The sequence below is a fragment of the Cupriavidus sp. PET2-C1 genome, assembly GCF_054515855.1.
On record NZ_JBTNRJ010000003.1, the window covers coordinates 363,414 to 384,138 of the forward strand.

At 63.2% G+C, this 20,725-nt stretch carries 20 protein-coding genes; 3 read left to right on the forward strand and 17 right to left on the reverse strand.

The features are described 5' to 3' along the window. Positions 1–220: 220 nt before the first annotated feature. From ACX12D_RS35425 to ACX12D_RS35505, 17 genes are all read right to left on the reverse strand, one after another. Positions 221–412: a hypothetical protein gene (locus ACX12D_RS35425; RefSeq protein ID WP_459377277.1), complete on the reverse strand. Its 192-nt coding sequence runs from the start codon at positions 410–412 to the stop codon at positions 221–223. 160 nt (positions 413–572) lie between these two features. Next, positions 573–734 (reverse strand): hypothetical protein, encoded by a 162-nt coding sequence (locus ACX12D_RS35430; protein WP_459377461.1) that lies wholly within the window; start codon positions 732–734, stop codon positions 573–575. A 168-nt stretch (positions 735–902) separates the two neighbouring features. Then, on the reverse strand, positions 903–2,177 hold the full coding sequence (locus ACX12D_RS35435; protein ID WP_459377278.1) for a thioredoxin family protein: 1,275 nt from the start codon (positions 2,175–2,177) through the stop codon (positions 903–905). Between the two features lie 125 nt (positions 2,178–2,302). Beyond that, complete coding sequence (locus ACX12D_RS35440) at positions 2,303–2,569, reverse strand: DUF2274 domain-containing protein (RefSeq protein WP_459377279.1); 267 nt, start codon at positions 2,567–2,569, stop codon at positions 2,303–2,305. Then, entirely contained in the window at positions 2,566–3,861 is a 1,296-nt protein-coding gene (locus ACX12D_RS35445) for a TraB/TrbI/VirB10 family type IV secretion system protein (RefSeq protein WP_459377280.1), read from the reverse strand. Before ACX12D_RS35445 ends, ACX12D_RS35440 begins: the two co-directional genes overlap by 4 nt. Positions 3,862–3,863: 2 nt before the next feature. Beyond that, a complete protein-coding gene (gene trbG / locus ACX12D_RS35450) occupies positions 3,864–4,856 on the reverse strand; it encodes a P-type conjugative transfer protein TrbG (RefSeq protein ID WP_459377281.1) in 993 nt (330 codons plus the stop codon). Next, positions 4,853–5,557, reverse strand: a complete 705-nt coding sequence (gene trbF, locus ACX12D_RS35455) for a conjugal transfer protein TrbF (RefSeq protein ID WP_459377282.1) — start codon at positions 5,555–5,557, stop codon at positions 4,853–4,855. Before trbF ends, trbG begins: the two co-directional genes overlap by 4 nt. A gap of 12 nt (positions 5,558–5,569) precedes the next feature. Beyond that, complete coding sequence (gene trbL, locus ACX12D_RS35460; protein WP_459377283.1) at positions 5,570–6,952, reverse strand: P-type conjugative transfer protein TrbL; 1,383 nt, start codon at positions 6,950–6,952, stop codon at positions 5,570–5,572. A 21-nt stretch (positions 6,953–6,973) separates the two neighbouring features. Further along, a complete protein-coding gene (gene trbJ / locus ACX12D_RS35465) occupies positions 6,974–7,711 on the reverse strand; it encodes a P-type conjugative transfer protein TrbJ (RefSeq protein WP_459377284.1) in 738 nt (245 codons plus the stop codon). Between the two features lie 11 nt (positions 7,712–7,722). Further along, positions 7,723–10,158, reverse strand: a complete 2,436-nt coding sequence (trbE, locus tag ACX12D_RS35470) for a conjugal transfer protein TrbE (RefSeq protein ID WP_459377285.1) — start codon at positions 10,156–10,158, stop codon at positions 7,723–7,725. 16 nt (positions 10,159–10,174) lie between these two features. After that, entirely contained in the window at positions 10,175–10,444 is a 270-nt protein-coding gene (locus ACX12D_RS35475) for a VirB3 family type IV secretion system protein (protein WP_459377286.1), read from the reverse strand. Then, positions 10,441–10,818, reverse strand: a complete 378-nt coding sequence (locus ACX12D_RS35480) for a TrbC/VirB2 family type IV secretion system protein (protein WP_459377287.1) — start codon at positions 10,816–10,818, stop codon at positions 10,441–10,443. The genes ACX12D_RS35475 and ACX12D_RS35480 overlap by 4 nt, the downstream gene beginning before the upstream one ends. Then, entirely contained in the window at positions 10,815–11,855 is a 1,041-nt protein-coding gene (trbB, locus tag ACX12D_RS35485; RefSeq protein WP_459377288.1) for a P-type conjugative transfer ATPase TrbB, read from the reverse strand. Before trbB ends, ACX12D_RS35480 begins: the two co-directional genes overlap by 4 nt. After that, positions 11,852–12,316, reverse strand: coding sequence for a CopG family transcriptional regulator (locus ACX12D_RS35490; RefSeq protein WP_459377289.1), 465 nt, complete (start codon positions 12,314–12,316; stop codon positions 11,852–11,854). The genes trbB and ACX12D_RS35490 overlap by 4 nt, the downstream gene beginning before the upstream one ends. After that, complete coding sequence (locus tag ACX12D_RS35495; RefSeq protein WP_459377290.1) at positions 12,313–14,319, reverse strand: conjugal transfer protein TraG; 2,007 nt, start codon at positions 14,317–14,319, stop codon at positions 12,313–12,315. The genes ACX12D_RS35490 and ACX12D_RS35495 overlap by 4 nt, the downstream gene beginning before the upstream one ends. A gap of 231 nt (positions 14,320–14,550) precedes the next feature. Then, positions 14,551–14,799 (reverse strand): EexN family lipoprotein, encoded by a 249-nt coding sequence (locus tag ACX12D_RS35500; RefSeq protein ID WP_459377291.1) that lies wholly within the window; start codon positions 14,797–14,799, stop codon positions 14,551–14,553. Then, positions 14,796–15,737 (reverse strand): LysR family transcriptional regulator, encoded by a 942-nt coding sequence (locus tag ACX12D_RS35505; RefSeq protein WP_459377292.1) that lies wholly within the window; start codon positions 15,735–15,737, stop codon positions 14,796–14,798. The genes ACX12D_RS35500 and ACX12D_RS35505 overlap by 4 nt, the downstream gene beginning before the upstream one ends. 438 nt (positions 15,738–16,175) lie before the next feature. Between ACX12D_RS35505 and ACX12D_RS35510 the strand changes: the two genes are divergently transcribed. From ACX12D_RS35510 to ACX12D_RS35520, 3 genes are all read left to right on the forward strand, one after another. After that, on the forward strand, positions 16,176–16,442 hold the full coding sequence (locus tag ACX12D_RS35510; protein WP_459377293.1) for a hypothetical protein: 267 nt from the start codon (positions 16,176–16,178) through the stop codon (positions 16,440–16,442). A gap of 1,104 nt (positions 16,443–17,546) precedes the next feature. Further along, positions 17,547–18,725: an efflux RND transporter periplasmic adaptor subunit gene (locus tag ACX12D_RS35515; RefSeq protein WP_459377294.1), complete on the forward strand. Its 1,179-nt coding sequence runs from the start codon at positions 17,547–17,549 to the stop codon at positions 18,723–18,725. A gap of 2 nt (positions 18,726–18,727) precedes the next feature. Further along, positions 18,728–20,722, forward strand: coding sequence for a MacB family efflux pump subunit (locus tag ACX12D_RS35520; RefSeq protein WP_459377295.1), 1,995 nt, complete (start codon positions 18,728–18,730; stop codon positions 20,720–20,722). Positions 20,723–20,725 lie beyond the last annotated feature (3 nt).

Here is a 20,725-nt window from a genome sequence, read left to right on the forward strand (position 1 = left end):
CGGGGGCATCGATTCCGGACTTTGCGGTCTCGGGTCGATGCCTCGTCCGAACGCATGCAAGGCTGTGACATCCAGCACATGGATCGTGCCGTATTGCATTCGAACGAGGCCGGCTGCCTCCACTTCGTGCAGGGCGTAAAGGTATCGCGGTAGGAATACCAGTTGCCCGATACGCACTGCTAGCCGGCCGGAAGCCAAACGAGCAGTCCTGAAAATCCTGTTAGTTGATCGGCTCCAGCGGCATAACGATGGCGCGCTGCGCCACCTTGTCTTCAAGGGAGGGGATGCCGAGCTCGCGAAGGCCGCCGTCCGCCTTTTCGATAAATTGACGACGAACCGGCGGAGCGCGATTTCGGCCCGACTTGAGCCGGATGAAGACACCGGCAGTTGATTGATATCGAGGCTCAATCACACGGCTTCAGTACCCGCCGCCTACGCTTCAAGTAGTGCGTTACCGCACTCGCATGCAAGGCTCGCTTCCGGTTGGTGGTTAGCCTTTCCCGGGAGGGGGTCGAACCCTCTGGATTCCAATGAGTGGTTTCCGTCGCATTGGACTTCTTCCACTCCCAGGCTTAGCCGGGCGCGGTGTCGTGCACCGGCTCCGTCAGCGTTGCGATCGCGTCGCCCGGCAAGTCCGACTTGATGCCCATCACCAATGCGCCGGCAATCACAGTACCAGCCATCACCTGATTGCGCTCAAGCACCTTGACCTTGGCGGTCGCGTCGAGCGACACGAGCGGATCGGTCGGCAGGCAAGGGCCGCGAGCCCGCGATGCCCTTCGCCGAGGTTGCCGGCCTGCTGCCGCCCCGCAGCCCACGGCGGCGATCGACTCGAGCGACGGGCCGTCCGAACACACGAAGGCGGTGCGGTCGCCCGCCCTCGCGTGCACGCCGACAGCCGATTACTTCGCGGCTACGCGCAATAGCGATAGCAGAACGGCCGCAACATGTGCGCAGATCGCGGTGATAGTTGCCTGTTTAAACTCGCACCACGCGTCATAGCGCGCCCAGAGTTCTGGCTGCGCTACGCGACGTTCGCGCTCTCGGAGACCCAGGCGGTCGGACAGTTGCGCGTACCACTCATCGCGGGCAGCGCCCTCATCCGTCGGCCTATCGCCCAGTGCCTCCCGAACTTGCTCAAAATCTTCATCAAGCATGCCTGTGATGCGCGCCGCTTCCGCGTCGCTCCACTCCGGATACTGCCGATAGTCTCTTACCGCATACTCGATCACTAACGGCAGCACGTCCCTTGCCATGCCTTCATCGATCAACGATACAGCCAATCGCTCGAGTTCCACGCTCATGCGCGAATCCAGGCCAGACCCCGTCAAGAGCACTGTCTCGCGTTGCAGGGCTTCCCAGTCTGCCAATGCAACGCGTTCGCCGACGTGCTCGCGCTGATGCCGCATTTTGATCTGCATACTGGGAATGCTCGCAATACCGTTGGCGAAGTATTGCGTGATTTCCCATGGCGATGTGTATAACAGGTGGTACAGCGCCTTGGCTGCGACTGTCCCCAGATCGGCCCCAACCGGCATGGCGTCGACGATCTCAAGTGTCTGTGCCGGGGCAATCTTCTCGTCAGTATGGGATTGAATCCAATACAGCGTGTCAAGCAGGTCACCCAATGCCGCCGGTACGCCGACAATCGCTTCAAATTGCTCCTCATCTCCGGAGAGGCGTGCCGACGGTAGGTATTCCTCTTCCTCGGTACATTCGCGCAGGCGGGCGAGTCCGGCTGCCTTGACAGTCACGTCGCCACCGAAACTGTTCCAATTCTTTTCTGGACGAACCGTTTGGGACGCTGCATCCGGGTTCTCGACAGATGCGCGCTCCAGTGTTGGCACTGTCAACCCCAGTTCGCGAAACCATCTTTCCATCATCAGTCGCAGCCGCATCGTCGATGGACCGATTAGACGGTCGTATTCCTTGCCACCAGAATAGAACACCAGCGTCGGAATGCCACGCACGCCAAAATGCTTCCAGCCGTCCGGCGCCTCGTCGATATTCAGCTTGAGCACCTTCAATCGTCCCGCATAATCCGCTGCGAGTGTCTCCAGATGGGGGGCCAGTGCCAGACACGGCCCGCACCACGGTGCCCAGAAATCCACCAGAACGGGAATATCGCCCTGCACGTCGTGGTCGAACGTGGACTGCGTCGTTTCGCTAATCGTCATGACTTCCTCACTTCGGTTGGGATTGTGTCAAATCGATGGAGATGCATGGCGCCGCCAAACCTATCAAGGTCAGCGACCTCTCCTGTGTCAGCCGGGTATAGCGCATTGGCTCAGTAGATCCCGCCCTACCCTTGCTGGCCTGTCGCCATGCCGGCGCGAGCAGAAGTCTGGTGTTCGCCGCTACCTCGCTGGAATGCCCTATCCCGTGCCATGAACGCTTCCAGCATGTACGGGATCAGCGCGATCGCATCCACCGCCTCCCCATAGGTTTTTGCATGCATGGCTGCGTAGCGATCAAGGTCGGCCTTGAGGCTGGCCGGGCAGGCGAAGGTCAGCTTGACGCTCTCGGTCTTGGGCAGCGGCCCGAGCCGCAGCTTGCGTGGCGTGTTCATCGTGAAGTCTCCCGATTGAAGAACAGCGGCTGGTACGGCCGCAGCACCAGATCCCGATTGACGATGATGCGCACCGGCAGGCCGGGCCTCTCCGTCAACGTAGGCTGGATGTTGAGGTTGCGCCGGGCCATCTCCTGCCCGACCTGGCCCACGCTGTCCTGCAGGCTGCTCCGCCCGGCGATGATGACGCGATCGCCGTTCTGGCGGTTCTCCGGCGCGGCCAGTTCGGCGCCGACGCCCAGCAGCGTCGTCAGCGCCGCCCCCGCGAAGATGCGATCCCAATGCCAATCGATGGCGTCCTCCAGGCCGGCATAGCCGGCAGGATCGATGCCGGGGAGCTTGTCCAGCGTCAGCGAGGACGTGTCCGGTAAGATGATTCGGTTCCACACCACCTGCACCCTGCGCTGTCCATAGCTCACTTGGCTGTTGTAGCGCCCGAGGATGCGTGACCCCTGCGGGATCAGCAGATAGCGGCCGGTCGCGGTGTCGTACACCGGCTCCGTCACCGTTGCGATCACGTCGCCCGGCAAGTCCGACTTGATCCCTGTCACCAGCGCGCCGGCGATCACCGTTCCCGCCATCACCTGATACGGCGAGATCGGCATCTGCAGGTTCCCGAAATTACGGGCTTCCGTGGAGCCGGATTTCAGGAAGGCCTCCTTCTGGTCTTGGCGGTTCTGCACGGCCGTCGGGTCGGCAGGCTGGGCCGCCATGGAGGCGGGCCCAGCGGCCAGTGGGTCGAAGCCGGCCAGGCTGAACGCCGAGCTTGCCGCCGCAACCTGCGCCGGCGCGGCGGCCATGCCCTGGTTGCCCGACCGGAAGAACACCGACGATGCCGCCGCCGCGTCCGCCTCCTTGCGCAGCGCGTCGCGCTCAGCCGCCACCGGGTCTTGGCCGGGAGGCGAGTAGCTGGCCACCTCCGGCTGTTGCGACTTGACGATGGCCGGTCCCAGGTCGCCCGGTAGCGGTGGCCCCAGCTCCGGTACGTGCGGTGGCAAGCCGGGCCGCAGCTTGGCGTAGTCGGCGGGGAGTTGGTCGAGTCCTTCCGAGCGTGAGACGCGATCGGTGTTGTAAAGTTCGGCCGGCTCTCCATTGCTGCGCCGCTGCTTCGGTTGCAGCGACCACATCGTTGCAGCCATGACCGCGAGCGCCAGCCCGCCGGCGAGGATGGCAAGCGTTCGTCGGTTGAGGCGCATTACCGGGCGCGGCTGCGCCCGCAACGCTACGCTCTCCGGCGCGACCTTCGGGGCGACCTCTGGCGCGGGCAACCCGGCGGTGTCGTCCTGGCTCATGGTCAGTTCCCCCGCACGACACCGTCCGTACGCTCGATGCGCACTACGTCGGCCTTGTCACCACCGAGGCGGAGTTCTGCCGCGCCGAACAGCCGATCCACGATGTAGTACGGCGGCCGGAAACGGTAGTTGACGAGCTGCCCGTCGCCCTGCGCGCCAATCACGAACAACGGCGGCAGCTCGCCTTGGGCGATGCCCGCCGGAAACTGGACATAGACCTTTTCGCCGTCATCGAAGGCGCGTAGCGGCTTCCACGGCGGATTGCTGCCGCTGATCGCGTAGCGGAAGCGGATCTTGTCCAGCGAGAGGCCGGTATCGACCGGCGTACTCGCCTGGGCGGCCTGGGCCTGGCGCTGCAAGGCCAGCATCCGGTCTTTGGGGTAGTCCCAGGACACCGACGCCATCCATGCCTTCGCGGTGGAAGTCAGTTCGATCAGGTAGGTGCGCCGGCTGGTGGTGATGACCAGATTGGTCTTCAACCCGGAGCGAATGGGCTTGACCAGTACGCTGACGCGCAGCGTGTCGCCGACGCCGCTGGACGTCTCGCCAACGATCCAGCGTACGGTATCGCCGGCGGCGACCGTCACCAACTCCTCGCCGGGCTGGAGCAAAATGACGGTAACGCGCCCTGGTGCCGCATAGACCTGGTACAGCGCGCCATCGGTGAACGGCCAGACCTGGATCGCATTGACGTAACCCTCGCGCGTCGGGGCAACGCGCGCCTCGGTGTTGGCGCGTGACACTCGCACGGTTTCGTCGATGGGCTCCGCGGCGGGCATTGCCTCGCCCAGCTCGGGCAGCGGCTTCATCTGCGCCGGCATCGGCAGCACCTTCGGCACCTCCACCACTTCCATCGGCTTGGGCGGCTCGGGCAGCCGCTGGGCCCGCACCGGCTCATCGAGCGAGATTGCCGGCGGCGGTTTGCCTTGTGTGGCGCAGCCCGACAAGGCTACGAGGGGCAGCACGAAAGCGTAAACACGGAAAGACAGATTCATGGCTTGGCTCCTTCGGAAGCATCGAGCTCGCGACTCCACGACAGCCCATTGACGTAGATGCCCAGTGGGTTCTTGCGCAGTCGCTGTTCGGTGCGCGGCGTTTGCAGAACGGTGGAAATCACGGCGTTCCAGCGTTCGGTGCCGGCCCGCGCACCATTGAGGAAACGCTGCTCCGTCCAGCGCACATGGAAAGACGTGTCGCTAGCACGCACGACGCTGGTGATCTGCACCGTCACCGACTCCTTGCCGACACGGGCGAACGGATCGTTGGTGCGGGCGTACTCGTTGAGCACCGCCGCGCCGCGGTCGGTGGTGTAGTCGTAGGCATCGAGCCAGTTCTGCCGCACGACCACGGGATCGATGGACAGCGAGCGGACCAGCGTGACGAAGTGCGCCAGGTGGTAGGCGATCTGCGCATCTTTCGGCTGGTAGGGCATGGCGGCTTCGCCGACCGCGCGCACCTGCCCGGCCTTGTCCACCTCCACCACGTAGGGCGTCACGATGGACTGCGCCGAGCGCCAGACCAGGCCGCCAGCCATCAGCAAGGCGAGCGCCAGGCAGCCAAAGGCCATCAGCCGCCAGTTCTTTGCCTGTACACGCGCCGAGCCGATGCGCTCGTCCCACACCTGGGCCGCGGCCTGATACGGGGTGGCGGGCTGCGGCATGTGGGCATAGCGCACTTGCGGTCGTTTAAATCGCATGGCTCGTTCTCCTTAGGAATCGGAATCGCCCAAGCTTGGGCCGCCGCCCGAACCGCCACCGTCGCCTCCGCGCAACGTGTGGGCGGCGGTCGTGGCAGCGTGCGCGATCTGTTGGCGGCGATGCAGGCGTTTGGCCCAGGCGGGTTGCTGCTGATTGGAGGCGCTGGCCGTGGCTTCGCCTGCGGCGGCCGAGCCTTGTGCGGCAGCAGCGGCCGCGGGGCTACCGCCGGACCCCGGCCCCGCTGAGCTCGAACTGAAGGCCGCTGCTGCACGCTCCCTGAGCGCTCGGGCCCCAGCGGCCGCCTTCTGGCCGATCTCCTGCGCTCCGCTCCTGGCGACGTTGCCCAGGCCAGATAAGGCACCCTTCCCGCCACCGCCAGCAGCGGCAGAGCCAGCCTGGAACGCCGACCGCGCGCTGCTGGCCGTCGAGGTGGCAGCACGGGCGCCGCTGGCGGCCATCTTCGCCGCGGCCGGGGCCATGCGCGCCCCAGCCGCGACTGCGCTGCCCACGCCGGTAGCCGCGGCACCGACCGCGACGGCGGCTCCCGCCGCGCCTAGCGCCGTGCCGGCCATCGCACCCGCACCCAATTGCGGCGCCCCGGACACCAGGCCGGTGGCAATACCCGGCCCAAAGATCCCGAGCGCCAGCAAGGCAAGCGAGGCGAGCACGATGACCAGCGCGTGGTCGACGGAAGGCCCGTCGGGCGCGACCCGGAATTCCCCGAATAGGCCCGTGCCAATGCCAACAATGACGGCCAGCACGAGTACCTTGACGCCGCAGGACACCACGTTGCCAAGCACCTTCTCGGCGAGGAATGCGGTCTTGTTCCAGAGCGAGAACGGCACCAGCACGAAACCGGCGAGCGTGGTCAGCTTGAACTCGATCAGCGTGATGAATAGCTGTACCGCGAGCACGAAGAAACTGACGATGACCGCGAGCCACGCCAAAAACAGCACAACGATGGGCGTGATGTTGACGAACACTTCCGGGAAGCCGGCCAGTTTGCTGATCTGCTCGAGAATGGGCGCCCCGGCCTCGATGCCGGTCTTGGCCAGCCGTCCCGGGTGCAGGAAGGTCTCCATGCTGAGCGAACCGGCCGCGGTCAGGCCTAGCCCCGCGAAAGAGCGGAACACGATGCTTGCCAGCCAGTTGAAGTTGCCGATGATGTAGGCGAAGGTGCCCACGTAGAGCACCTTGCGGATGAGCTTGGCCATCACGTCCTCGCCCTGGCCGGTGGCGTGGCCCAGTGCCCAGTACAAGCCGGCGATCGTCATGTCGATGGTCACCAGCGTGGCGGTCAGGAACGCGACTTCACCACGCAACAGGCCAAAGCCCGAGTCGATGTAGGCGGAGAACGTGCTGAGGAAGCGGTCGATGATGGCGACGTCATTCATGGCCGCTCCAAGTGGCACCCGTCAATGGTTGTAGAAGTTCACGGGCTGCGGCGTGTACGCCGTGCCGGTGCCGAGGAAGCGCCGCGTCACCTCCAGTCCGCGTTCGACAGCGGCGGCCTGCCGTGCCAGCTCCAGCGCCACCGCGCGGCCTTGCGTGAGCTGGAGCTGCTGCGACTGCATGGACTGCTTCGCCTGCATAGCCAGAAGCTGGTTTGTCGCCTGGGCGGCCTGCAAAGCGCCGGTCGCCGATTGGCTTTGGGCAACCAAGTCGGCCAGAACGCTTTCGTCGCGCGAGAGGTTTTGGGATACCTGGGCCTGCAACCGCATGGCCGTCTGCAAACCATTGCGCGTGTTTTGCCAGCGCTGGCGTCCGTCCTGGTACATCTGGTTACCGCTCACAGTCGCTGCGTACTGCGCGGGGTACAGGCGTGCAAATTGCTGATCCAGGCTCTGGATGTCGTAGGCCAGCCCCTGAGCTTGGGCGATCAATCGTTGTGAGTCGCTAAGCGTCGAGCGCAGCCGGTTAACCACGTTGAACGGTAGGCTCGCCAGATTGCGCCGCTGGTTGGCGAGCATTTGCGCCTCGTTCTGAAGCTGTTTGATCTGGTTGTTGATCATTTCCAGGGTGCGCACGGCAGTCAGCGTGTTTTGCACGTAGTTCGACGGATCAAAAACGGTGATGGCGGCCGCCGGCCGGGCGAGCATGAGCGAGCCGGCCAGCATGATGGCGAGCGTCGCGAAAAGCACACGGGTCTTCATGGCGGGTTCTCCTATGTGTGGGAAGCGAGGAAGGACGCGGCCGACGGCGCGGACGGCAGCAGGTTGGCCGCCCAGTCGAGGTCGCGATGCCGCAGCCAGGCACCGGCGAAGCCTGGCCCCCCGGCATCGCGCAGCACGCCGTCGATGGCGCGCTGGTCCTGGGGCGTCGATGCTCCCGCGAACGCGAGCGCGACCGGCCCCAGGTCGAGATCGAACAGGCGATTGCCGGCACGGGACTGGTAGTAGTAGTCGCGCTTGGGCTGCGCAGTGGCGATGATCCCGATCTGCCGGCTGTTGAGGCCGAAACCCTCGTAGATCGTGCGAATCTGCGGCTCGGCGGCCTGCGGGTTCGGCAGGAAGATGCGGCTGGCGCAGCTCTCGATGATCGCCGGTGCGATGCTCGATTCCTTGATGTCGGCCAGCGACTGTGTGGCAAAAATGACGCTGACGTTCTTCTTGCGCAGTGTCTTGAGCCACTGGCGGATGCGTGCGGCGAAGACCGGGTCGTCGAGGAACAGCCAGGACTCGTCGAGGATCAGTAGCGTCGGCGCACCGTCGAAACGCTGCTCGAAGCGCGCAAACAGGTAGCCCAGCACGGCCAGCACCGCGGCGCGGCTGGGCATCAGTTCCTCCATCTCGAAGCACTGCACGTCCGCCGTGCCCAGACGGTCGTGGTCCGCATCCAACAGCTTGCCGTGGGCGCCGCCCAGCACGTAGGGCGCGAGCGCTTGGCGCAGGGCGTTGGACTGCAGCAGCACCGACAGCCCGGTGAGCGTACGCTCCCCGACCGGCGCGCTGGCGAGACTGCCGAGCGCCGACCAGATGGCCGCCTTCTCTTCGGGGCCGACAGCGACACCTTCATGCAGCAATCGGCCCTCGATCCATTCAGCGGCCCAAGTGCGATACCCGTCGCGGTCGATGCGCGCGAGCGGCTGGAACGCCATCGCACCATCGGCGCCGAGGTCGTAGTGCTGGCCGCCCAAGCCCAGTACCGTCGCCCGCATGGACCGCCCCATGTCGAACGCGAAGATGCGCGAACCGGGATAACGGCGAAACTGCATCGCCAGCGTGGCGAGCAGGACCGACTTGCCCATGCCGGTAGGGCCAACGACGAGCGTATGGCCGACATCGCCGACGTGCGTCACCAGCCGGAACGGCGTCGCGCCATCCGTGCGCGTAACGATCAGCGGCGGTCCGTCGAGGTGGGCATTCTTCTCCGGCCCAGCCCAGACCGCCGACAACGGCATCATGTGGGCCAAGTTCAGCGTCGAAACGATCGGCTGGCGCACGTTCGCGTAGGCGTTGCCCGGCACCGACGACAGCCACGCCTCCACGGCGTTCAGCGTCTCCGGCATGGTGACAAAGCCGCGCCCCTGGATAGCCCGCTCCACTCTGCGCAGCTTCTCGTCAGCCACGTCTGCGTCAGCGTCGAGCACTGTCACGGTCGCGGTGACGTAGCCGAAGGCGACTTGATCGCTGCCCAATTCCTGCAAGGCGGCGTCCGCGTCGGCGGCCTTATTGCTGGCGTCGGTATCGACTAGCGGGCTTTCCTGCTGGAAGATGGTTTCTCGGAGCAACGCCAGGACATTCTTGCGCTTGACGAACCACTGTCGGCGCAGGCGGCCCAGCTCCTTCTCCGCCTCGGCCTTGTCCAGGCAGAGGAAGCGCGTGCTCCAGCGGTACGCGAAGCCCAACCGGTTGAGATCGTCCAAGATCCCTGGCCAAGTCGAGGTCGGGAACCCGCGCACCGTCACCACGCGCAGATGCTGATCGCCCAGCACGGGCGTCAGGCCTCCGACCAACGGTGCGTCGGCCAGCAGTGCATCGAGATGGAACGGTACCTCCGGGACGCCAATGCGGTAACGCCGGGTCGAGACGGTCGCGTGCAGGTAGGTCAGCGTTTCGCCGTCATCGAGCCAGGCGATTTCCGGCATCACCCCGTCGACCAGGTCGTAGATACGATCGGTCTCCGCGACAAACGCGCCCAGCCGCTCGCGCCAGTCCACGCCGGCGGTCGGCCTGTTCTCATAGAGCAACTTGGCCGCTCGGGCGCGGGATTCTTCCGGCGGCAGGTATTGCAGCGTGAGGTGATAGTTGCTCTCGAAGTGGTGGCCAGACTCCTCGAACGCCGCGCGGCGCTCCTCCTCGACCAGCCAGGAGAGTGGCTCGGGGAATTCCGAGTGCGGATAGTCAGCCGCCGGCCGGCGCTCAGCCTCGATGAACAGCACCCAGCCCGAACCCAGCCGGCGCAGCGCGTTGTTGAGCCGCGCTGTCGTGGCAATGAGCTCGCCTTGCGTCGCGCTGTCCAGGTCTGGCCCGCGAAAGCGGGCCGTTCGCTGGAATGAGCCATCCTTGTTCAGCACCACGCCGGGCGCGACCAAACCGGCCCATGGCAGCCAGTCGGCCAGCAAAGCCGGGCGCTGGCGGTATTCGGCGAGGTTCAGCATCGTGGCGTTCTCCTTGTCAGACGTCCATTAGCAGCTTGTGCTTGATGTGCCGCGCGAACACCTGCATGAACTGCGCATCCATGCGCGCGCCCCATACCGCGAGCGCGTGGCCGACGACCCACAGCACGATGCCGGGAATCCACAACTGCAGGCCCAGGCCCACAGCGGCGGCCAGCGTGCCATTAGCGATCGCCACGGTCCTGGGCGCGCCGCCCAGCAGGATCGGCTCGGTCAGCGAGCGATGCAGCGGCACCTCGAAGCCCGGCAGATCGTCGCCCATGCTCATACGAGGGCTCCACCGGAGAAGCTGAAGAACGACAGGAAGAACGAGGACGCCGCGAAGGCGATGGACAGGCCAAAAACGATCTGCAACAGCTTGCGGAAGCCGCCCGACGTGTCGCCAAAGGCCAGCGCCAGGCCGGTGGCAATGATGATGATGACCGCGATGATGCGCGCGACGGGCCCCTGGATGGAGTCGAGAATGGCTTGCAGTGGTCGTTCCCACGGCATCGACGAGCCAGCCGCCGTTGCCGTGCCGGCCCTCATCACCATGACGGCGGCCAGCAGCAAGCCGTGATGAAGCGGTCCGGCCAAGCATCGTGGACGAGCAAGGCGTGAATCCGGATTTACGGAAAAGCGGAAAGCACGGGCGCGCGTCATGGCAGTTCTCTGGGGTGATCGGGCGACGGGAGCGCGACGGCGGGAGGAGGCAGCGGCAGTTCTGGGCGTAGTGCTTCCGACGCATCCACTAGGCGATACCCGGCGCCGTCGAAGCCAATGACGCGGGCGATGTTCTCGATGCGGCGCCGGCGGCCACGGCCAGCGATGTAGATGACGACATTCACCGCCTCGGCGATCAGCGCGCGTGGAGGATTCACGGCGACTTCGAGAATCAGTTGCTCTAGGCGCAACAAGGCGCCCTGCGCGGATCCCGCATGGATGGTGGCGATGCCGCCTGGGTGGCCGGTGCCCCATACCTTGACGAGATCGAGCGCCTCGCCGCCACGGACCTCGCCGACGATCACGCGGTCGGGGCGCAGCCGCATTGAGGACCGCACCAACTCGGTCATGGACACCACCCCGGCGCGCGTGCGCAGCGGCACGTGGTCGCGCGCCGCGCATTGCAGCTCGACCGTGTCTTCGAGCACCAGTACGCGATCGCCTGTGGCGGCAATTTCAGCGAGCAAGGCATTGGCGAGCGTGGTCTTGCCGGTACTGGTGCCACCGGCGATCAGAATGTTCCGCCGCTCACGCACCGCGCATCGCAAGAAATCCGCCTGTTCTGCGTTCATCATCCGGTTGGCGACGTAACGCTCCAGCGGGATGACGCCCACGGCGCGCTTGCGCAAGGCGAAAGCTGGCCCTGGCGCGGCCGGCGGCAGGATGCCCTCGAAGCGTTCGCCAGTCTCTGGCAGTTCGGCGGTCAAAAGCGGCTGGCCTCGATGGACTTCCGCGCCGACATGCGCGGCCACGAGGCGGATGATGCGTTCACCGTCCGCGCCCGAGAGTGTCGCGCCCAATGGCGCACGCCCGGTGGACAGCCGATCGACCCACAGCGTGCCGTCAGGATTGAGCATGATTTCGACCACGTCCGAATCTTCCAGCGCGGCGGCAATCAGCGGCCCCATCGCGGTGCGTAACATGCGGATGCGCCGGTCGAGCGAGGCCGTGACGAAGGGCTGCTGTTGCGCGCTCATGAGATTCGCTCCTGGGCCTCAGCCAGCGCAGCCGCCTCGTCCAGTCGCGCCGTGTCCGGTTGCAACTCCTCCACCACGTCGCGCACTAAGCTGCGCCCGCGCAGCAGATGACGGCCAAGCTGTTCGACGAATTGCTCAAAACGCGCCTTACCCTGCGCACGGGCCGCCTGCTGATGCGCTTCGGGAACCGGCGTGCTCACGGTCAGGTAATAACGGACATAGAGCGCCAACGTTTCGATGAGGATGTTCTGGTCCCGTTCCAGCTTCTCGAACTGGCGAGACAACCGATCCAGCCGTTTAGCGATGGCGGCCTCACGCTGGTCGCCGGCATCCGGCGACAACCAGGACGCCAACGCCGCCGCGACGATGGATGACTTCGACACGCCCTTCTTGACAGATAATTCGTCCAGGCGCTTGGCATGTCCCGTGGAAATGAACACGTTCAGGCGGTATTGGCTCATAGGTCGATTCCGTTGTTGGGATCCAGGCTAGCCAGCCGCGCCATGCGTCGCATGGCCGAATCGGATGGGCCGGGAAGTGGTAGCGGCAAGTCATCGTCATCGAGCAGCGCCAGGTCGTTCGCCGGTGCCGGTGGCTCCGGGCTGTACACCAGCGCCTCCAATAGCTCCGGCTGCTGACGCGGACCGTCCTCATCGGCGGCGCTGGTGGCTTCGCTGTTTGCTCCTTCAATGGCGGCCGGGCTAACCGATACGGCGGGGATCGCCAAACTGCTCCAGTCGTCGGGCCGGGTGGGTGGTGCGTCGGCGTAGCGGCCCGCCACGAGCGTGGGCGGCGGTAGCACGCGCCCCTTGAAATTGGCATTCGCGTAGTAGCGCAGCTTCTTCGCCTTGATCGGTGGGCATCCTCCCACCATCACCACCGCCTCATCGGGCGGAAGCTGCATCACCTCACCGGGCGTCAGCAGCGGCCGGGCCATCTCCTGCCGCGACACCATCAGGTGGCCCAGCCACGGCGCGAGCCGGTGGCCAGCGTAATTGCGCTGCGCGCGCAGTTCGGTGGCCGTGCCCAGCGTCTCGGAGATACGCTTGGCCGTGCGCTCGTCGTTGGTGGCGAACGTCACCCGGACGTGGCAGTTATCGAGGATCGAATGATTCTGACCGTAGGCTTTGTCGATCTGGTTGAGCGATTGCGCGATCAGGAAACTGCGAATACCGTAGCCGGCCATAAAGGCGAGCGCCGTCTCGAAGAAGTCCAGTCGGCCCAGCGCCGGAAACTCGTCAAGCATTAGCAGCAGCCGGTGACGGCGTGTGATGCCGTCGCTGCCGTCGAGCGACTCGGTGAGCCGTCGCCCGATCTGGTTGAGGATCAGCCGCACCAGCGGCTTGGTACGGCTGATGTCCGACGGTGGGACCACCAGGTACAGCGATACCGGATGCTGGGCGGCAATCAGGTCGGCGATCCGCCAGTCGCAACGCGAGGTAACCTCGGCCACCGTGGGGTCGCGATACAGGCCGAGAAAACTCATCGCCGTGGACAGGACGCCCGAGCGCTCGTTTTCGCTCTTGTTCAGCACCTCGCGTGCGGCAGATGCGACGACCGGATGCGGTGCCTCGCCCAGATGTGGCGTCGTCATCATCCGATGCAGTGTCAGCTCGAAGGGAGACCCGGGATCGGACAGGAAGCCAGCCACACCGCGCAGTGTCTTGTCTTCGCCGGCGTAGAGCACATGCAGGATCGCGCCTACCAGCAGGGCATGACTGGTCTTCTCCCAGTGGTTGCGGCGCTCCAGCGCGCCTTCTGGATCGACCAGGATGTCGGCGATGTTCTGCACGTCGCGCACCTCATGCGTGCCACGCCGGACTTCAAGGAGCGGGTTGTAAGCAGCCGACTTCGGATCGGTCGGGTTGAACAGAAGGCAATGCGAAAAGCGAGAGCGCCAGCCGGCGGTGAGGCTCCAGTTTTCGCCCTTGATGTCATGGATCACGGCTGACGCGGGCCAGCTTAGGAGTGTTGGCACCACCAGGCCGACACCCTTGCCGGAGCGCGTTGGCGCGAAGGCCAAGACGTGCTCTGGCCCTTCGTGGCGCAGATACTGGTCGTCATGCAGACCAAGAAAGACGCCCGCGGGTCGGGTTAGTCCGGCCTTGCGGATATCGATCGCCGTCGCCCAGCGAGCTGAACCGTACGTCGTCACCCGTTGCGATTGCCGTGAGCGCCATACCGACATACCGATAGCGCCCAACGCCGCCAGCAAGCCGCTGCCACTTGCGATCGCACCGCCGGTGTCGAAAACGCGCGGCGCGTAGGCATCGTAGAAGAACCACCACTCGAACAGGCTCCAAGGGTGGTAGACCGGTGTGCCGAAGAGATCAAACCAGGGCGAGCCAAGGCGTACTTGATAGCCCAAGGCGGCGGCCGTCCATTGTGTGGCTGCCCACACGCCGGCGATCACGATGCCGAGTACAACGGCAATCTGGCCAAGCAGCACGCCTTGCCCTTGCATCTTTGCCTCTGCCCTCTCCTGCACGGACACCTCCTGGAATCGGCACGTCCTCGTGCCTCATGCATGAGATTCGCGGTCAATCCAGGCACCGTCAAAGACCGTTATCGGAACAAAAGCCCAGGAAAAAGCAAAAGTTCGCGCCTGAGCGAGCGCCAATGCAATGCGACAAGCGGGAGCGTGTTGCCGCATACAAGGCGGAAAAGCGGGAGCATCGACGCGACGTGCCAACGATCAGAACCTGGGCGACTCTTTCGGCGGCGTATAGGGCGTCTTGCCGTCGCCGAAGAAACGTCGATTCGTCGCCTCGGCGGCGCGATTGCAGAGCTCGTCGCCGAGCCTTGCTCGATCCGTCTTGCACTGCTGGCGCAGTTCGTCGAGTCGAGCGGGATCGGCGGCCAAGGATTCGACTGTGTCCGGTGATCCAGTGCGACCGCAGGCCACTAGAATGAGAGCAAACAATGCCGGTGCGATCCTGTTCATGGCTCAACGACCTCCGAGACAATAGGTTGGGAAGAATCGGGTGTACTACAAGCCGGAGGCTCAACAGCGCCGGCCCGCTCGATAAAGCGAGCCAAGGTCTCTGATGGCTCCGCATCCAGTCGCAGTAGATAGGTCGTGACCGTGGGCACCCGCCCCGCCAGCGGTCGCGCCACCACCTCAGGCTCTCTGCTCGCAAAAATTTGTGACGCACCCGTTAGGCCCAATGCAAGGCCGGCAGATACCAATATCATCATCAAGTCGACCGACGAAACCCGATCCGCGACCAGCGGCTCCTGATCCATCCGGCGCAGCAACCGATCGATCAAACGCGCATGCCCCTCGCACGCTTGTGGGTCGAAGAGCACCAACGGATAGCGCAGCAGTTCCTCCTGCGGGATATGTCTATAGGCAAGCAACGGATGGCGCGGCGGTACCGCTACCACGAGAGGCTCGTTCCAAAGAGGCTGTGCGATGAGGCCATCGCCCACTTCGTCGGCTAGGGAGAATCCCACGTCGTATAGACCATCGTGTAGTCCTCTGATTTGCTGTGACAACGGCGCTTCGAACAGTCGAACCTCGACTTCCGGGTCTTCTTGCCGCCACAGCGCGAGCAACGCGGGTAGACGTGATCGAGCGCTACAGTCTGACAAGACGATGCGCAACTGGTCGTCGAATCCATTGGCGACGGCCTGCACGCTGTCGCGCGCCTGCTCCACAGCAGCGAAGACGCGCCGTACGTTCTTCAGCAACAGCTGACCCGCTCGAGTCAGGCGCGTACTACGGGTGGTGCGCGCGAAGAGCCGCACCCCCAGGTCTTCTTCCAGTTCCTTGATGGCACGAGATAGCGGCGACTGCTCGATGTGCAATCGCTCGGCTGCCCTTGTGAAATGGAGCTCTTCTGCGACGGCCAAAAAGCACTGAAAATGACGCAGTTCCATCCGACCTCTCACTGACCTGCTACGCATGCGCTCTCCCGCTCGGTGACGCATTCGTATTGACGCGGTTCACCAGTGGCCAATAGTACTGATCTCCATGCATAGCGCATCTCCTCATAAGAAAACAGAATCGGCCGCCATTCCAGTCGACCGCGACGAAGGTTTCAGGAAGACGGGTCGTTGTCGGCCCGCCGCTTCGATCTGACTCATGCCCCTTAAGAAGGCCCTTAACTCGAGCCTCGCTCACTCCGCCATATAGAGCTGCGAACGTTGGAGGCTCCGACACATTGGAAATACTTCTCGTTAACCGAACAGTCAGGCTACCGAAACAGAATCATGCAATACGCATAATTCTGTCCTAAAGAAGCACCCCATTGCGAGCGCCCCGTCAACCGTACATAAACCGTGGCTAGATGGGCATGGCGCACAGAGGCCAGTACTTTGACACAGATTGAAGCGATTCACGAAGGAAATGGCAACCATGATCATGTCGACTTCTTAGATACAAAAACGAATGTAATTGCAAAATTTCACATCATGAAAAATTCAGATCTAAATTCAAATCATCTAGGCAAAACGGGAATAAATATCTCAGCTCATTGGGAGATCATCCCTTCAGTTCGTAGAATTCAAGACCAAGATCCATGGATTATCCAAACAGAGCTATGGCCCCAGCTTGCCAAACTTATGCTTCCCTCCTCCAAATAGACAGCAGGTTATGAAGTCAAGCATGTCACGCTACAGGATCCTGGCGGTTGCATTTTTGGCAGTCTGCTGTGTGTCGCAACAAACAGCTTCGGCCTTTGGTGTGACGGACGCCCACCGTGGTTCCACTTACCTTGCAGTCACCCATTGGGCGGCGGAAGTTGGCTACGCGGTCACATGGCAGCCGCGAACCGCTGCCGGCGCCGTACTGGACTTTCCCGCTCCGTCACGCGAAGTGCACGAGGATTTCTGGGTTGCGGTGGAGGCACTGGTGAGCGGTGCCGCGTATGGACGCGCCAACATGTACTGCATTCCACCTTCGGAGTTCCAACTCGAGGCGATCATCGACGATCGCATGCGTCTGATCTACGTGATCGGGCGCCCTACCTTACGACACTGTATTGTTCCACACCCCTTAATTCCAGAGACCCAAGACCGCTTGATCCGCGAGTCCTCATCACACCTAACGCCAGACCGATATGAAAACCATTCAAGTAGACATGAATAAATATCCACTGAACTCTTGCGATCAGTAGTCGTCAATAGAAATGCCTCACCTGAACGGTTTAAAAAGCGTTGAACGGCGTTCCCGGGTACAGCTGCCATCCTCCTCAAGAAAATGTCCAAGATGCAGGAAAAGATTGAAGGAATTTTCCAAGGAAACTTACGAGGAGATTCCGACGGAGGGCGTAGTTGGCGACCTTCAGCGCTACAACTCAAGGCTAGCGTGGGCAATTGATCGGCTGGCTGGAAGAGATGCACAAGGGCGTCGCCGGGCTCGAATCCGGGGATGCCGGAAGAATGCTCTAGGCCGCCCACGGTTGCTCCTGGGGCATGTTGCGAAGTGCATAAGGATTTTCGGATTGCTGTGGAGGGAGTGGTAAGCGGCGCCGTGTATGGACATGCCAACGTCTACTGCATTCTACCGTCGGAGTTACAAGCCGAAACAATTATCGAAGACCGCAAGCGCCTGGTTTACGTCATCGGGCGCCCCACTGGTCGACGCTGCAGATCCTCTTCCCCTATCCACAAGTTGAGCAATCGTCTTGAGGACAATTGTTCTCTTAGCGTTCGTTGCTCGAATATGTCCCTATACACACCGCTTCGATGAAGATTCTCTCCCACCGCCGGCGCTACCCGGCCATTGGCTTCGTTGCCAGCGCCATGCTGGCCGCGCTAGCTTGGCATTGGTCTCCGACCAAGGCTCCGCAGTACGTGACGACGCAAGTAGCGCGCAGGGACCTGGAGAGGGTCGTGCTCGCGACGGGGATGTTGCAGGCGTGTAGCCAAGTGGACGTCGGCGCACAGGTAGGCGGGCAAATCAAGTCGATGCATGTCAAGCTTGGGGACAAGGTCAAGAAGGGGCAATGGCTCGCTGAAATTGACCCTGTGGTCTCACAGAACGATTTGCGCGAGAAGATGGCCAACGAGCAGGAGCTCGTCGCACAGAGACGCGCGACGGCTGCGCGGCTCGCGGAGGCCGAGCTCGCCTTCCGTCGTCAGCAACAGATGCTGCCGGAAGATGCCACCTCGCGGAAAGACTACGAAGCGGCGCAGGCAGGACTCGACGAGCAGCGTGCAAATCTGGCCTCGTTCAACGCCAAAATCAAGGCGGCCCATTTTCAGGTCGAGATTGCGCGAGCCAAGCTCAGCTACACGCATATTGCTGCGCCGACAGATGGTGAGGTCATCGCCATCGTCGCGCAAGAAGGGCAAACTGTGAACGCCACACAGCAAGCGCCAGTGATTCTGAAGCTCGCCGAGCTCGACACGATGACCGTGAAAGCACAGATTTCGGAAGCGGACGTAATTCAGGTGCGCCCTGGCCAGACAGTGTACTTCACCATCCTCGGGGACCCCGACAAGCGGCACTACGGCAAGTTGCGCGCGATCGAGCCCGCTCCTCAGAGCTTCCAAGACGCGCAGGGCCCGCCCGGAACCATGAATGGCGGCACCTTCAAGGCGAATTCCGCAGTCTTTTACAACGCGCTATTCGAAGTCCCGAATCCCGGCCGTGACCTGCGCATCTCGATGACTGCACAAGTCAGCGTGCTGCTCGATACCGCGCGCCAGGCGCTCAGCATTCCTGTCGCCGCGCTGCGCGAGAAGGCACCGAACGGGCGCTACGTAGTTCGCGTACTCCGTCCGGATGACAAGGTTGTGACACGCCACATCCGCACTGGCTTAAACAACAACGTGATGGTCGAAGTACGCGAGGGGCTGAACGAAGGCGAGCGCGTCGTGCTTGGTGACGCTACAGACATTTCCTCCGACTCGACCAGCTGACCATGACCCGTCCACTGCTCCAGCTTACCGACGTCACGCGTCGCTTTCCCGCGGGCGATCAGGAAGTAATCGCTCTCAAGAACGTCAATCTCTCAATCGGGGCAGGCGAATTTGTCGCGATCGTCGGTGCGTCGGGATCCGGCAAGTCGACGCTGATGAATATCCTCGGTTGCTTGGACCACCCGAGCGCTGGCAGTTATCGGGTGGGCGGTCGCGAAACTCGCGACCTTGACGAGGACGCGCTCGCGCAACTGCGCAGAGAGCGCTTCGGCTTCATTTTCCAACGCTACCATCTCCTGCCGCACCTGAACTCGGTGGCCAACGTGGAACTGCCTGCCGTCTACGCCGACACCTTGGAGGCCGAAAGACAGGCGCGCGCCCGGCAAATCCTCTCACGCCTTGGGCTCGCGGACCGCGCCGAACACCGGCCGGGTCAGCTGTCTGGCGGCCAGCAGCAGCGGGTCAGCATCGCGCGCGCCTTGATGAATGGTGGCGAAGTGATACTCGCAGACGAGCCAACGGGTGCTCTCGACTCGAAAAGCGGCCAGAGCGTGATCCAGATCCTGCACGAGCTGAACGCAAACGGCCATACCATCATCATCGTCACGCATGACGAGCATGTGGCAGCGCATGCATGCCGCATCATCGAGATCCGCGACGGCGTGATCGTCGCGGACCAGCCAAACACGCCGGTGCTGCGCCTGGCGCCTGCCTGTGCAACCGCACAAGCAAAAGCACCGACCGACCCCACCGATCACCCCACCCCGCACCAAGCCGGCGCGCAACGCTGGTCGGCGAGCGCTATCCGCTTCGTCGAGGCAATGCGCATGGCATGGTTCGCGCTCGCTTCGCATCGCCTGCGCACGATCCTGACGATCCTCGGCATTACCATCGGCGTCATGTCAGTGGTGTCGTTGGTCGCCATCGGCGGCGGTGCTAAGCGGTATCTGCTCGAGCTGTTCGGCAGCATCGGTACGAACATGATCAGCATCTATCCGGGACGCGACTGGGGCGACGGCCAAGCGGAAGCGATCCAGACGCTTGTACCCGCCGACGTGGCCGCACTCGCCGAGCAGCACTACATCGACAGTGCGACGCCAGAAATGTCGCGCAGCCTGCTGCTACGCTACCGGAATATCGGCGTCAGCGCATTCGTGAGCGGCGTCGGTGAACAATATTTCCGAGTGCGTGGGATGAAGCTCGCGCAGGGTATCGGGTTCGGACTCGACGAACTGGGCCGCCAGGCGCAGGTGGCGGTGATCGATCAGAACACGCGGCGCAAGCTGTTCGGTTCGAATCCCAACGCGCTTGGCGAAGTCATCCTTGTCGACAGCGTGCCGTTCATTGTGATTGGCGTGACAACGGACTCGAAGCGCGCATCCGGCGACACGAAGAACCTGAACGTTTGGGTGCCCTCCTCCACCGCGAGTGCCCGGCTATTTGGCCAGCATCACCTTGACAGCATCACCGTGCGGATTCGCGACGGCCAATCTAGCAAGGCTGTCGAGAACAGCGTCGAAAGACTGATGACGCAGCGTCACGGCCGCAAGGACTTCTTTACGTACAACCAAGACAGTGTCGCCAAAGCGACCAAGAATGCCGGCCAATCTATGGCGCTGTTCCTATTGCTGATCGGGGCGATCACGCTTGTCGTTGGCGGAATCGGGGTCATGAACATCATGCTCGTTTCGGTCACCGAGCGTACAGGCGAGATCGGTATCCGGATGGCGGTCGGCGCGCGGCAGAGCGACATCATGCTGCAGTTCCTTGTTGAGGCCGTGATGATGTGCCTGGTCGGCGGCATCATCGGGATCATGCTGTCATTTGGTACACGTTTCATCTTCTCGATGTTCGTCACCAAATGGAGCATGGTGTTCTCGGTCGAATCGATCATCGTTGCATTCTTGTGCTCGACGTTGATCGGGATCCTGTTCGGCATCGTGCCCGCGCGCCACGCGGCGAGGCTCAATCCCATTGACGCGCTCGCGCGAGAGTGAGGC

Coding starts and splice junctions, on each gene's coding strand:
- ACX12D_RS35490 (WP_459377289.1), bottom strand. CDS start 12,316: ATGAGCCAATACCGCCTGAACGTGTTCATTTCCACGGGACATGCCAAG.
- ACX12D_RS35480 (WP_459377287.1), bottom strand. CDS start 10,818: ATGACGCGCGCCCGTGCTTTCCGCTTTTCCGTAAATCCGGATTCACGC.
- trbG (WP_459377281.1), bottom strand. CDS start 4,856: ATGAATCTGTCTTTCCGTGTTTACGCTTTCGTGCTGCCCCTCGTAGCC.
- ACX12D_RS35435 (WP_459377278.1), bottom strand. CDS start 2,177: ATGACGATTAGCGAAACGACGCAGTCCACGTTCGACCACGACGTGCAG.
- ACX12D_RS35495 (WP_459377290.1), bottom strand. CDS start 14,319: ATGCAAGGGCAAGGCGTGCTGCTTGGCCAGATTGCCGTTGTACTCGGC.
- trbL (WP_459377283.1), bottom strand. CDS start 6,952: ATGAATGACGTCGCCATCATCGACCGCTTCCTCAGCACGTTCTCCGCC.
- trbE (WP_459377285.1), bottom strand. CDS start 10,158: ATGCTGAACCTCGCCGAATACCGCCAGCGCCCGGCTTTGCTGGCCGAC.
- ACX12D_RS35440 (WP_459377279.1), bottom strand. CDS start 2,569: ATGAACACGCCACGCAAGCTGCGGCTCGGGCCGCTGCCCAAGACCGAG.
- ACX12D_RS35445 (WP_459377280.1), bottom strand. CDS start 3,861: ATGAGCCAGGACGACACCGCCGGGTTGCCCGCGCCAGAGGTCGCCCCG.
- ACX12D_RS35505 (WP_459377292.1), bottom strand. CDS start 15,737: ATGGAACTGCGTCATTTTCAGTGCTTTTTGGCCGTCGCAGAAGAGCTC.
- trbB (WP_459377288.1), bottom strand. CDS start 11,855: ATGAGCGCGCAACAGCAGCCCTTCGTCACGGCCTCGCTCGACCGGCGC.
- ACX12D_RS35500 (WP_459377291.1), bottom strand. CDS start 14,799: ATGAACAGGATCGCACCGGCATTGTTTGCTCTCATTCTAGTGGCCTGC.
- ACX12D_RS35475 (WP_459377286.1), bottom strand. CDS start 10,444: ATGAGCATGGGCGACGATCTGCCGGGCTTCGAGGTGCCGCTGCATCGC.
- trbF (WP_459377282.1), bottom strand. CDS start 5,557: ATGCGATTTAAACGACCGCAAGTGCGCTATGCCCACATGCCGCAGCCC.
- trbJ (WP_459377284.1), bottom strand. CDS start 7,711: ATGAAGACCCGTGTGCTTTTCGCGACGCTCGCCATCATGCTGGCCGGC.
- ACX12D_RS35520 (WP_459377295.1), top strand. CDS start 18,728: ATGACCCGTCCACTGCTCCAGCTTACCGACGTCACGCGTCGCTTTCCC.
- ACX12D_RS35515 (WP_459377294.1), top strand. CDS start 17,547: ATGAAGATTCTCTCCCACCGCCGGCGCTACCCGGCCATTGGCTTCGTT.